Source organism: Paenibacillus sp. FSL R5-0744 (assembly GCF_037972555.1).
GTDB lineage: Bacteria > Bacillota > Bacilli > Paenibacillales > Paenibacillaceae > Paenibacillus_AQ.
The window spans coordinates 3003492-3016179 of record NZ_CP150228.1 but is presented as its reverse complement, the minus strand read 5'-3'; the positions used below and the strand labels follow the sequence as shown (position 1 = coordinate 3016179).

Genomic DNA, 12688 nt, shown 5'->3' with positions numbered 1-12688 from the left:
GTATCAGCTTATTACTTTGAAGCCACTGTAAGAATCAGATCCTGTCCTGCTGTAACCTGACCATAATGTCCGTTCACTTGAGGTGGTGTTTCCTCCGTACTAGTCACGATTACAGGTGAAATTGTGTCACAGCCTGCTGCGTGAATAACGTCCAGATCAAATTCGATTAAGGTTTGACCTGCCTTCACTTGATCTCCAGAGGCAATATGACTAACAAATCCGTTGCCCTTAAGACTGACAGTATCGATTCCGATATGTAACAGCAATTGCACACCGGAGGAATGTTCCAGAATAACTGCATGACTCGATTTCACGATATGAGCAACCGTGCCATCAAAAGGAGCCTTTAGGATCCCCTCAGAAGGTCTGATTGCAACTCCGCTACCCATATGACCACCAGCAAAGGTTTCATCCGGAACCTCTGTTAATGAAACTGCTTCTCCACTGATTGGTGCCATGATTTCGATTGTATGTCCAGTATGTTTCTCTTCTTTTTTTGATTTCCATTTGGAAAACATATGCTCCACTCCTCTAAAGATGTTAGTTTTGTTTCACTAAAGTCTGAAATAATCGGTGTAAGTGCATCGCCAGGAAACACAGCTCTTCTTCTGGGATATCTACACCAAGAGATTTTTGCATCACTTTACCGAGCTTTTGAGATAACTTGTATTCCTCTTTGTATTCCTTCTTAATATGTTTCACAAAAGGATTATCTATTAGTGATCCTTTCAAAATACGTTCCAGCGAAAACCGCAAGTGGATCATTAATCGAATATGATTCATACTGCCATGCTCAAAAGTTATATTCCGTTCTTGCTGAATCATGTCTAGAAGTTCACTCACGATATTAGATGCTTTTACTAACTGACCCACCGATACATTGTTAACTGCGGAGTACACATGATAAGTTAGAAATCCAACCTCGTCTTCGGGAATTTGCACCTGAAATTCAGCATTGATCTTCTCTGATGCCTTGTAAGCGATATCAAATTCCTTCGGAAAAGACATCTTAGTTTCTTGTAAAAAAGGATTAATAATATCCATCCCGTTGCGCAGACGGTAAATGGTGAACTGAATGTGGCTCGGGAGTGCCAAATAAATCTTGTCGTTTAATTTGTCAGGAAATTGACTTTGGATATCAGCAATTATTTCATCAGTTATTCTCATCACTTTGGGATCTATGTCTTCCAGCAATATTTGATACTGACTCCAGGATTCGCGGTCTTCTAGACGAAACAATTTCTCAATACGAGGATCGTTTCCTTCAATCACACCTGAACCTTTCACAGCAAAACCAATGCCTTTACCGATAATGACATATTCCTTGCCGTTCTTGCTTCCCTGAACCATTACAACGTTGTTCCCAATCACACGCTGTACTTGAAATTGCTCGATCTCCCGCGACAAGCTCATCACTCCTTTCCCATATTATCGTCAATTAGGAACAAAAAAAGCCAAGAAATGTCTCATCGAGATGAAGACAATCCTTGGCTCATGCCCTTAACGGTAACACGCCACTAAAATATAAATGATCATTTATGAACATATCATAAATCATGAACTGCTAACTCGTCAATGGTAAATTTATAAATGTCAAGCGCAGCTCCTGAAACTCAAAAATCCACGAGTTATAAATAGCTTTCAATTTGGGGAAGCTTTTCTTTAAGCTGACGGACATTGGTCTCTAGTTTTAAAATGACCTCTTCTAATTCCTTTGGGTCGATGCCTCTAAGTACTGGGACCTGAATAACCTCTGTGGCTTTGGTTTCTGATTTTAATTCTCGCATCTCCAGCTGCTGTTCTTGCCATTTATCCATCAGATCAGCAATTGTCGCATAAAAACGCTCATAATCCTTGATTACGCTATCTAAAAATGTATCCACTTCCTCCGCATCGTAACCACGAAGCTTCATACTGAATTCTTTTTCATGTATGGTTAGAGCATCTAGAGTGATGCCAAGTTGGCTGAATAGCTTACGTTGTTTGTCCAATCGACGTTTCATATGTTCATCCATCATTTGTTACCTCCAAGTATATACTGCAATTATCCGGCAGTAACCATTATAACAGGGTGAGAGCATCCTGAAAATATAACTATAGTTCCAGTTCTAGAAGTTATCCGCAACCGCCTTGTTCAAAATACCTAAGCAGCGATCAAGATCCGTCTTCACCTGCTTCTTATATAGCTTCGCTTTCTCTTCTCCATCAGTTGTGAAATGGTATAAGACGATTTCTTGAAAATCCACCTTCGGGTCATTCCCTTTTAGCTGTTTAGTACGATATAAAATTCCTTGCTGTACCAGCTCATGCAGCGCGCGATAAATTTCGCTCTGTGGAGGGGAATATCCATGTGCCTTGAAATCTCGACGTAAATCCTCAAGCATTTGGTATCCATACCCGCGATGTTGTTCTACCATTGTTATAAGATACACCTTGATAAAAGCCCGTTGAGCAATCATAAACGCCATATAAACCCTCCTCATGTTGTGTTTTTTTTGGTTAATCTTACCTTCTATAACTCTAGTATAAGCACTATTTTCCAACTTTCACAACCTGAAATGTGGTAGTGGGTTCACTTTTTCCGATTTGTATAGAAATTTAATAGGGATAGATGATGAATTTATTGAAAGTAACTAGATAGAGTTGTTTATTTTGTGATTTTCTATTGTGAATTTTTCATATGATGAAAGTTGGTTTTCTCGAGTAATAAATAACGGCCATTGAGAACTTAACCATAAAGTTCTCGATGGCCGTTGAATAATGAGTGAACAATCCCTTAGCGTTTATTGGCCTCATGCCATTTAGCGAGTAATTCCTCTCGGTTCGCAGCAGCGATATCGAATCGATACGTAATCATTAATTTTTCCAGTTTAACAGAAGACAATAGCGGATGGATCTTAATATTCGGCATCACAGGTAAGGAAAATGCGGAATTCATATAATCTGTCTGAGCATCTGTTGACAGTACAAAATCTACCAGCTGCTTAGCAGCAGTCACGTTGTTCCCACCTTTCAAGATCGACACTGCACCTATCTCCCATCCAGCTTGTGGAGGAATAGAAGATTGTATAGCATATCCCGAATTCTTAAATCGAAGCTGGTCGCCCATAAAGCTGATAACAGCAGCAACTTCACCTACTGCAAGCCGCTGGGCAGAACTAATTCCTGAGAATGTAGTTGATGAACTCTGCTTCTTAAGAGCACTCACCAATGCTAGAGCTTGCTCCTCCCCACGTTCTTGTGCAAGAGAGGCTAGCAATGTGTATCCTGTACCTGAGGTTTCTGGGTCCGGAATTTCAATTTTCCCCTTGAGCTCGGGACGTAATAAGTCTTCGTAGCGTTCCGGAAGAGGTAAAGCTACAAGCTGAGGATCTTGATTCCAGACCTGCTCATTTACACCAATAGCCAATGCACCCATGTATATACCTGTCCAATAGCCCATTTTATCTTTATAGATGTCGGGGATCTCATCAGCAACATGTGATGAATAGCGAATTAATTTCCCTTTGTTCTTGAGCTGCTCATGAAGATCAGCAGGCCCACCGAGAACAACATCAATGCCAGTCTTATTGATCGACATCAAATGGTAGCTTGCCTCACCGCCAGACATGCGAATAAGCTCATAAGACTGTCCCGTCTTCTTCTTATATTTCTCCAACAGAATACGCGCTTCATCCTCTTGAAAAATTACATATACTTTGAGAGGCTGATTGCTTTTCTGTCCAGGATAGAAATATATTAGAAGAAGTATTGTTACCGCAACCAATGACAGGATAATCACCTTTGTTCTCAATTAGAACGTCTCCTCCCGCTAAACTAGCCTATAGCCGCCGTTCTATAAAAAAACGATACGTCAAAAAAGGAAAACGACTGTTTTCCTTTTTTGGAACATCTACTTCAGTTTACGGACTAACCTTTTTAATAATATGAATTTTGTCTATTGCCGCACTCATCCGAACTTGACCATCGAAAGTCTTTTGACCAATATCATAAGCATCGACAATCCATTCTTTGCCCCATTGATCTGCAAGGAAATATCTTTCCTTTTCTCCTAGAAACATCGAGGATTGGACTACTCCCATGATGTTAAATCCACTAATGTCCGGATGATTTAGTCGCAATGATTCGGGGCGAACACTCAGAAGAACTTCCTCACCCTCTGTCAGCTTTTCATCTGTAGTAATAGTAACATTATCCCCTCCAAAGCCGTAGCTAACTGTTGCCGTACCCTCTTTACTTTGCATGACTACTGCCTCAATAAAATTGGTAGAACCAATAAAATCAGCTACATATTGTGTACGAGGTTTATAATATATTTCATGCGGCGTACCGTACTGATCAATAGCTCCTTTATTAAAAACAACGATCTGATCTGACATCGACAAAGCTTCCAATTGATCATGTGTTACATATATTACGGTTAGTCCAAGTTCCTGTTGAATTGTTCGCAGTTCAACGCGTACCTCTTCACGTAATTTAGCATCTAGATTACTTAGTGGCTCATCCAGGAGAATAATCGGCGAATTCATCACTAAGGCACGAGCCATAGCTACACGTTGCTGTTGTCCACCAGACATTTCATGGGGATATCGCTCTTCAAGTCCGGATAATTTGACCTGAGCCATAACAGCCATTACCCGTTCCTGTACTTCTGCTTCAGGTCTTTTCTTAATATCTAGTCCATAAGCAATATTATCAAATACCGTCATATGCGGGAACAAGGCATATTCCTGGAACACCATTGGAGTGCCCCTTTTATATGGAGGTAATTCATTAACCAAATTCCCGTCAATCCACACCTCACCATCATCGATGGTATAGAAACCCGCGATGGAACGTAATAAAGTCGTCTTCCCACAACCACTCGGACCAAGGAAGGTAATGAACTTCCCACGTTCAATCTTTAGGTTGATATTTTTCAAGACATGGTTATTGCCGAACACTTTATTCACATTTTTCAAATCTAGTAGTATGTTGGATTCCATCGTGCCCACTCCCTTCAAAATCATTAGAAATCAAATATTTTCACTTTGGAACGGAAGATCAACTTGATCACTCCCAGTGTTCCGAGCGTTGCACCCATCAAACCCACTGCCACAGCGGCTGCCCAATAATAGGTTCCCGTTTCGGCATAGTTAAAGATCGATACTGCTGCAACAACCCATTTAGGGGTAATTAGGAAGATTATCGTACTCAAAGTATTCATATTTTTCATAAACGCATAGACAAAGTTCGCTACGACGGTTTTTTGCAACATTGGAAATACAATCGTTGTTAGCGTCTTACGGCTACTCGCACCCAGATTGGTGGCTGCTTCTTCGATCGATTTATCCACTTGTTTAAAAGACGCAGTCAAGCCCCGATAACCTACAGGCATCTGTTTAAGTAACATCGCAATGACAATCAATGCTGCAGATCCCTGCAAAACAATCGGACCTTTACTAAACGCAACAATCAGTGCAAGACCAACGAATGTTCCTGGAAGCGCAATTGGAAGAACCGCGCTGAAATCTAGTAATTTTTTACCTGGAAAAGGTTTGCGAACTACTATATAGGCGAGCACTAATGCAAGAGCCACCGCCAGCAACGCACTAATTAGCGATAACACTAAGCTGTTCAAAACGGCTGGACTAGATGAACTAAAGACAACTTTCATAATATGATCCAGTGTGAACGTATTATCTCGACCAAAGTTTTTCGTAAAGGCGAAAAGAATGGTGATCGCAAACATCGAAATAATGAACAATGAGATTAAACTGTTAAAAGAGAAAAGTAATGCATCTGTCTTCTTAGATGTAGTGATCCGTTTCAAACCAGATACCGGCTTACCAGTTATCGTTGAGTAGGAGCCTTTAGATAAAATCTTATTCTGAACCCAGAATACAATCAGTGCAGGAATTACTAAGATAATCCCCATGACCGAAGCTAGTCCTGCCTCGTTATTAATGATTTCTCCGTAAATTTCAACTGCTAAAAGTGAATAGTTACCACCAATTAGCTTTGGATTTCCGAAGTCAGCGAAGCAGTTAATCGCTACCAGCAAGAATGCGTTAATAACACCTGGAAGTGCAAGTTTCAGCGTAATCGTCCTGAATAATTTGAATCCTCTAGCTCCAAGATTCTGTGCTGCTATCTCCAGATTCGGTGATATAGCGCGGAGCACACCCGTTATAGTCATGTAGGCAAGTGGAAAATAGGATATCGTCTGAACAATCCACAACCCCGGTAATCCATACAAATCAAGCTCAAAATTAAAGTTGGTATTTAACCATTGTGAGATCATTCCCCCACGTCCAAAAAGCAATAGGAATGCTAAACCACTCATAACCGAAGGAGCTAATAATGGAATAAAGGCTATAAATCGAAAGAACTTCTTTCCTCTGATGTTACTGTAGTGAATTGCATACGCGTATATAAATCCAAACACTGTTGCTGTAAAAGCGGATAATGATGAGCTAACTACCGTATTTAATAGCGCTTTTCCATAACGGGGTTTACTAAAAAACGTTGCCCAATTATCAAATCCAGATGTAAACACAACGATTACCAGCGGATAAATAACAAATAGAATGAGAAATGCAAAGCTAGTCAGTACAAGTACGAGTGACGACGGATCTTTAAAGAGCCTGTTGATCGACTCCCCAATGCCTTTTTTTTCTTTCATAGGGGGCGACTCCCACCTTTCTGCCATCCAATTTGAGGGGCATTACAGTCATCATATATGGTACAGCCCTGCAATACCCCTATTGGCTCTTTTATTTCAAATCTTTTAATGCATTTTGCAACTCTTTACGCTGCGATGCTGCTTTTAACAAATCATAAGCATCGTTGTATTTCGTTGTTTTAATATCAATGCCACCTTTAGGAATCGGTACTGATGCTTTAACGGATACTGCGTATGCAGATTGCGTATACAACTCACCCGGTTCATTGGTAAGCATATAGTCCATAAGCTTCTTCGCAGCCTCTGTATTAGGCCCACCCTTAACAATGGATAAGGCTCCAACTTCATAACCTGCTGCTTCTGGAACAACACTAACAATTGGGTTGCCTTGGTATTTAATCTTCAATTGATCGCCTAGGAAAGTCACGCCAATTGTATACTCCCCTTTAGCAGCTTTCTGAATGGGCTCAATGCCAGACTTAGGTCTTTCCTTAAGGTTAGGCAGCAACTGTTTGATATAGTTCAACATCTCATCATCACCCCATACTTGGGCTAAAGAAGCTACTGCTGTATATGCTGTACCCGATGTTGCTGGATCGGACATACCAATTTCACCTTTGAATTTAGGATCAAGCAAATCCTTAAAAGTTTCAGGGTATGGATCACTACCATATTTCTCTTTCCAACGTTCTTCATTAATACCTATAGCGATTGGATTTAGATAAAACCCTGTCCAGAAGCCATCTTTGTCTTTCATATTGTCAGCGATGTCAGAAGCATTCGGAGAAGCATAAGCTTCCAATGAACCTGCCTCTTTCAGTACTTGGTGCGAATCCGCTGGCCCTCCCATCAGAAAGTCGGCTTGTGGATTCGACATTTCATTCTGTACACGGGATACCGCTTCTCCACTTGGTAACCGTAGGATGTCATAGTCAATTCCAGTTTCAGCTTTGAATTTATCCAGAATTTTACGAGCCTCTTCCTCTTGAAAAATGGAATATACGGTGATTTTTTTCATTTCTTTACCGCCAAATACTCCTGATTTATACATGAAGAACCCCGCTACCAACACAACTACTATGACTGACAATAAAATGACTGACTTACTGTTTTTTTTCTTTCTCGCCATAGACTAAACCATCCCTTCAAGATCAGTATGAGGCATTATTTAGTTTGAAATAGACTCTTTGATTGGTCTCATCCAGAAGGTCATAGACCACGAAGTAAGCGCCGTTATAACGATCCACATGGATCCAGTGCTTTTTCACTCGATAATCATTCGTGAGCTGAATGACAAAGTGAGCATCGGGTGTACGTTGTAAGTCATCAAAATGGCTGAAATCGATAATACGCTCTGCTGCACGAATCTGCGATATCAACGCCTTCCTCTCAACCTGAGTGAGAGCTGTAAGTACTCCCTGCTGTAGTGTGAACACATCATTAATCTTGTTTTCCACAGCAGATCCAATACTCGACGTTGTTAACATCTTATCGATGAGTGTACTTTGCAGCTTGCGGATAGTTGCACTTACATTAAGCGAATTAACTGACTCTGCACCGAAGTGAAACGCATTCGTTTCCACTTGAAAAGGAATATCTTCTTGATCCAGATAGGCCATCGTTCCCGTCAACAGAAGTCTCGGAACTAACTGTTGTGGACGCTGCATTCCTGATGATAACAACCCGGAAAAAGTAGATCTCAATTTCAGCAATTCCTTCGGATCCTCAATGGATATCGTCCCTAGGCCTGGATACGTAATATCCACGCGCATCGGAACGCCAGCAATCCGGTCAAGTTGATCCTCCTGTCGAGGTACAACATGTACTTCATCAAGAGGTATTCGAAAAGTGTAAGCGCACATGCCGATTAGCAGACTGCCTATGATGACTTGTAACAAGATGAGGCGAAACCATGAAAGCCCTTTCTTATCCTCTGGCACTTACTTTAACCTCCTCATATATCAGAAAAATTTTAAATTTGTATCAGTTTTGTAACAGCGCTTACATTTGTTATGTTAAGAGGAATCTCAGCTGAATCTCTGTCCCCTTCTTCTCCGAGCTAGTAATGACGATACTCCCTCCTTGAAGTTCCATAAACTGTTTACATAGAGGTAATCCTAACCCATGTGATTCGTTTGAAATAATACGATCCTGTTTCTCTGCCGAGGGTAGAAATAATATACTTTGCAATTGTTGTGATATCCCTCTCCCGTTATCTATGATACGAACCAGCCCACAGTCCCCATGCTCCGTTAACTCGATATAGAGATTTGTACATTCACTATGCTTAATAGCGTTATCAATCACGTTAAATAGAACTTGCTGAGTTCTCTTGGGATCTAAATTCACTTCACAAGATGAGATCTTTAGCGTGGTAACAATCGCGGATTTTTGAAGGGTCGGCTCTAAGATACGTAGACTATCCATAATGACAGCCCCTAAATCAGTACACTCCAGCTTGATACGCCAAGCCTCATCACCAATCAGTGAGGTCTGTAACAAATCCTCAACCATATTTAACAACCGAGTACTCTCTTTACGGATATAGGTATTACATTCCTGTATATCATCCTTCTTATTCATTCTTTCAATTAAATCCGAAAACCCGATAATCGAAGTTAATGGTGTTTTTAATTCATGAGTTATGTTGTCGTAGAAAGCTTTCTGCTTTCCCTGTTCATACTTTAACATTTTGATATGATGTTGCAGCGCATCCGACATATGATTGAAATCCTTGGCTAATTCTCCTACCTCATCCTGACTACTCGCCTGTATCTTTCTGCTAAAATCGCCAATGGATACAAGCTTAAGCGCCTGCTGCAAGGCATGTAGAGGCCTCACCAACAAAGATGAGAATGAATAGCTGACCATAAGCGAAAAAATTAAACATCCTACAGCTGCAGCGATGAACCATGTGCGCATCTGGTTTAATGTCTGCAAATTCTCATGGAGGTCCAATAAATATCGAAATCCACCCACAATTTCTCCTTCATACCAGAAGGGAACTGAGTAAATTAGATATTGTGTACCTTCACCTGCAGTTATGACTGTGGCAGCATTACCAGTAAGCGCTTTCTGAATATCGTTACGTTTAAGTAAGTTTTCTTTATCGCTGCTGCTCCCAACAATCGTCTCATCTAGTGCGAATAGTTGTACTTGAAAATTGCTGTTTGACGCCAAATGCGACGCAATAAAGGGGGCGTACTTACCTGAAAATAATTGTTCTATATTAATTTTCTGATCACTGACAATCTTCAATGCCTCAATACGATGCAAGCCAAAATACTGACTTAACGTCTGAGTATCCCTTTTAATCATACTTTGGTTAAGCGTATAATTAACGATAAAAAACATCGCTGTGAGCAGCATAACAATCGTAACGGCATGCTGAATAAACATTTTATTTCGCAGCCCCATCTTCTATACCTCCAGCTTATAGCCTGTCCCATGTATAGTGGCGATCAGATGCTCGTTGGGTTTCATTTTCTCCCGAAGACGGTTTACCACCATGTCCACGGATCTTGTATGCCCATAATAATCATAACCCCAGACCTGATCAAGCAAGTCTTCGCGAGTGAAAACTTTCTTAGGATGAGCACATAAGAGCCACATGAAGTCAAACTCTTTACTAGTTGTCTTAAGCCATTGTTCCCCTATCTTACAAGTACGTCCATTCTTATCAATTTCAATAGGTCCAATCTTGATCACTTCAGGAGGCGCTACCATCTTCATTCGTCTCATAACTGCCTTAATGCGCTCGATAAGTTCCCTTGTCTCAAAAGGTTTCGTTAGATAATCGTCTGCTCCCAACTGAAAGCCAAGGATTTTATCATTCATTTCATTCTTAGCGGTGAGCACGATTACCGGGACTGACTTATACTGTTGTTGAAGCATTTGAAGAAGCTCGAACCCGGAACGGTCAGGTAACATAAGATCTAACAGTATTAAATCGGTAGACCATGTTGCAAGTTCATCCCATGCCTTAGTCACCGTTCCTACAGCTTTCGTCTGATACCCTTCCACCTCTAAGCTCAATTTTAGCAGCATTTGAATGCTGGGATCGTCTTCAATAATTAAAATATTCATATGTAGCCCTCTTTTCCTTAGATGCTATATTACACTGAACGTTCATATTTTTAGTTACCCTCTTATAATAGCGGATATCATTAAATACGAAAACGCTTTCCATTTATCTACAATTAGAAATACAAATCAAATAATTGACTATAAACTTACAATTTATATGTCTAGTACAGTAAGAAAAAACCACAAAAAAGCCCCCATATAATGGGAGCTTTACGGATTCAGGATTTTGTAGAACGGACTATACCACTCGAAAATCTCTTAATCCAGCGATTGTGTTCATGATTGCTCATCTCCGTTTTTTTCCATAAATTCATCCTTCGTCAATCCAAACAATATCAAATCATAATATCTTCCATTCGTGTAAATGACTTTCCGCCGCACGCCCTCTTGCACGCATCCGACTTTCTTTAACATCCCTATAGAACCTTCATTACCTTCAAGCGCACATTCATTGAATTTATTTAGCCGTCGCTCGAAAAAAGCATATTTTAAGAGGATGGTTATAGCTCTCGTTCCATACCCTTTACCTCGATGATCTTTATCCACCTGCACACCTATGCTGAACGTACCATTTTTCTCGTCAATGCTATTGAGATTTACGCCGCCAACATTTTCACCATGCAAATCTTCGATCGTAAACATTAGTCTATCGGATGAGAATTCAGCGTAAGTCTCCGCAAAATTTTTGGCTTCGGCAATGGTAGGTGGTAGTTCAACTGCACATTGTAAGAGTCGCCGCGCTGGAGTATCGAATCGGTTCGTATAATAACCTTCCCAATCCCCTTCTTGTATTGAACGCAATCTAATTTGGTCATCTTTCCAGTAATAATTGCTATAATCTATCTCTCTCATTTTCTAGCCTCCAAATAATATTGGGATTGTTTTTTTATAATAAACATTACTTTATAACCATGTAGTAAGATATAACCATTAAACGTGACTATGAAAAACACTTTGGAAAAGAGGCATACTTATGAGTGATTACCAATTGGTCAGTGATTATAAGCATATCGAAAAATATAAAGAAAGCTTTAATTCCTTAGCTAAATCAATCTTCGGGATTGATTTTTCCCCATGGTATGAACAAGGAGGCTGGAGTGACAAGTATATTTGTTATTCCTACATCGATAGGGACCATGTGATCGCTAATGCGTCCATAAACAAAATGACGATTCTCATAAATCAAAAAGAGTATAACGCCATTCAAATTGGCACTGTAATGACACATCCTGATTATCGCATGCAAGGATTATCCAGGAAATTAATAGATCATATTATCGCGAAATACGAACATGAATTTGACTTCATTTACTTATTTGCAAACGACAGTGCTTTGGACTTTTATCCTAAATTCGGATTTGAACGTATGCAAGAAAGCAGCTTTTCGATTAACGCTTCTAATCTTAGAAATCAAACGTCTAAAATCTTCTCTGTGCGTCCCTTATCTATGAATAACTCCGTTGATTTCACCATGATAAAAAAATTCGCTGAAGAAAAAGTTCCGGTGTCCTCTATACTCAGCGTTGTAAACAATGAACATCAGCTGCTGTTTTATTTTATCCTTCCTTTCCATGATTCTTTTTACTATATTGAAGAAGCTGACGTCGTAGTGATCTTTAGACATGAGGAGCATCAGCTTCATATTTTTGATATTATCAGTACTTCACACATAGATATCAACGTGATATTGAATAGCATTATTTCACCTGAAACGGAGGTTATTCATTTTCATTTCACACCAGATTTCAATATAGATCACATGGAGACCGAATTTATTCCCGAGAGTGAGGATGTGTTATTTGTACGTCCACTTTTAAAAGAACTACCTAAACATTTCATTTTTCCCATAACCTCACATGCCTAGATAGGATGAAGAAGGCTGCCCTCCGGCAGCCCTTTTATTAATTTTAGAAATTATAAATTCCCCGCCTATACTCA

13 protein-coding genes are annotated in these 12688 nt (G+C 40.0%); 1 reads left to right on the top strand and 12 read right to left on the bottom strand.

The features are described 5' to 3' along the window. Positions 1-11: 11 nt before the first annotated feature. The 12 genes from MKY19_RS13145 to MKY19_RS13090 form a co-directional block, all read right to left on the bottom strand. Complete coding sequence (locus MKY19_RS13145) at positions 12-518, bottom strand: PTS glucose transporter subunit IIA (protein WP_339803383.1); 507 nt, start codon at positions 516-518, stop codon at positions 12-14. Between the two features lie 22 nt (positions 519-540). Then, a complete protein-coding gene (locus tag MKY19_RS13140) occupies positions 541-1413 on the bottom strand; it encodes a PRD domain-containing protein (protein ID WP_042187757.1) in 873 nt (290 codons plus the stop codon). Positions 1414-1628: 215 nt separating this feature from the next. Beyond that, complete coding sequence (locus tag MKY19_RS13135; RefSeq protein WP_042187755.1) at positions 1629-2015, bottom strand: DivIVA domain-containing protein; 387 nt, start codon at positions 2013-2015, stop codon at positions 1629-1631. Between the two features lie 93 nt (positions 2016-2108). Next, on the bottom strand, positions 2109-2468 hold the full coding sequence (locus tag MKY19_RS13130; RefSeq protein ID WP_042187753.1) for a helix-turn-helix transcriptional regulator: 360 nt from the start codon (positions 2466-2468) through the stop codon (positions 2109-2111). 308 nt (positions 2469-2776) lie between these two features. Beyond that, positions 2777-3793, bottom strand: coding sequence for an extracellular solute-binding protein (locus tag MKY19_RS13125; protein WP_042187750.1), 1017 nt, complete (start codon positions 3791-3793; stop codon positions 2777-2779). Between the two features lie 109 nt (positions 3794-3902). After that, positions 3903-4985, bottom strand: coding sequence for an ABC transporter ATP-binding protein (locus tag MKY19_RS13120; RefSeq protein WP_042187748.1), 1083 nt, complete (start codon positions 4983-4985; stop codon positions 3903-3905). A 23-nt stretch (positions 4986-5008) separates the two neighbouring features. After that, positions 5009-6664, bottom strand: coding sequence for an iron ABC transporter permease (locus MKY19_RS13115; RefSeq protein WP_042187746.1), 1656 nt, complete (start codon positions 6662-6664; stop codon positions 5009-5011). A gap of 91 nt (positions 6665-6755) precedes the next feature. Beyond that, positions 6756-7793, bottom strand: coding sequence for an ABC transporter substrate-binding protein (locus MKY19_RS13110; RefSeq protein ID WP_339247730.1), 1038 nt, complete (start codon positions 7791-7793; stop codon positions 6756-6758). 22 nt (positions 7794-7815) lie between these two features. Further along, positions 7816-8604: a DUF3919 family protein gene (locus MKY19_RS13105; RefSeq protein ID WP_042187743.1), complete on the bottom strand. Its 789-nt coding sequence runs from the start codon at positions 8602-8604 to the stop codon at positions 7816-7818. A 70-nt stretch (positions 8605-8674) separates the two neighbouring features. Continuing rightward, positions 8675-10081 carry a HAMP domain-containing sensor histidine kinase gene (locus tag MKY19_RS13100; RefSeq protein ID WP_042187741.1) on the bottom strand — a complete coding sequence of 469 codons (1407 nt, stop codon included), beginning with the start codon at positions 10079-10081 and terminating at the stop codon, positions 8675-8677. 3 nt (positions 10082-10084) lie between these two features. Next, on the bottom strand, positions 10085-10750 hold the full coding sequence (locus MKY19_RS13095) for a response regulator transcription factor (protein WP_042187739.1): 666 nt from the start codon (positions 10748-10750) through the stop codon (positions 10085-10087). 276 nt (positions 10751-11026) lie between these two features. Further along, positions 11027-11602 (bottom strand): GNAT family protein, encoded by a 576-nt coding sequence (locus tag MKY19_RS13090; RefSeq protein ID WP_042187737.1) that lies wholly within the window; start codon positions 11600-11602, stop codon positions 11027-11029. 121 nt (positions 11603-11723) lie between these two features. Between MKY19_RS13090 and MKY19_RS13085 the strand changes: the two genes are divergently transcribed. Next, positions 11724-12614 carry a GNAT family N-acetyltransferase gene (locus tag MKY19_RS13085; RefSeq protein WP_339803375.1) on the top strand — a complete coding sequence of 297 codons (891 nt, stop codon included), beginning with the start codon at positions 11724-11726 and terminating at the stop codon, positions 12612-12614. The last annotated feature ends 74 nt before the right edge of the window (positions 12615-12688 follow it).

Excerpts from the sequence above, each read along its gene's own strand:
- MKY19_RS13145 (WP_339803383.1), bottom strand. The coding sequence starts at position 518 with ATGTTTTCCAAATGGAAATCAAAAAAAGAAGAGAAACATACTGGACAT.
- MKY19_RS13140 (WP_042187757.1), bottom strand. The coding sequence starts at position 1,413 with ATGAGCTTGTCGCGGGAGATCGAGCAATTTCAAGTACAGCGTGTGATT.
- MKY19_RS13135 (WP_042187755.1), bottom strand. The coding sequence starts at position 2,015 with ATGGATGAACATATGAAACGTCGATTGGACAAACAACGTAAGCTATTC.
- MKY19_RS13130 (WP_042187753.1), bottom strand. The coding sequence starts at position 2,468 with ATGGCGTTTATGATTGCTCAACGGGCTTTTATCAAGGTGTATCTTATA.
- MKY19_RS13120 (WP_042187748.1), bottom strand. The coding sequence starts at position 4,985 with ATGGAATCCAACATACTACTAGATTTGAAAAATGTGAATAAAGTGTTC.
- MKY19_RS13115 (WP_042187746.1), bottom strand. The coding sequence starts at position 6,664 with ATGAAAGAAAAAAAAGGCATTGGGGAGTCGATCAACAGGCTCTTTAAA.
- MKY19_RS13110 (WP_339247730.1), bottom strand. The coding sequence starts at position 7,793 with ATGGCGAGAAAGAAAAAAAACAGTAAGTCAGTCATTTTATTGTCAGTC.
- MKY19_RS13100 (WP_042187741.1), bottom strand. The coding sequence starts at position 10,081 with ATGGGGCTGCGAAATAAAATGTTTATTCAGCATGCCGTTACGATTGTT.
- MKY19_RS13095 (WP_042187739.1), bottom strand. The coding sequence starts at position 10,750 with ATGAATATTTTAATTATTGAAGACGATCCCAGCATTCAAATGCTGCTA.
- MKY19_RS13090 (WP_042187737.1), bottom strand. The coding sequence starts at position 11,602 with ATGAGAGAGATAGATTATAGCAATTATTACTGGAAAGATGACCAAATT.
- MKY19_RS13085 (WP_339803375.1), top strand. The coding sequence starts at position 11,724 with ATGAGTGATTACCAATTGGTCAGTGATTATAAGCATATCGAAAAATAT.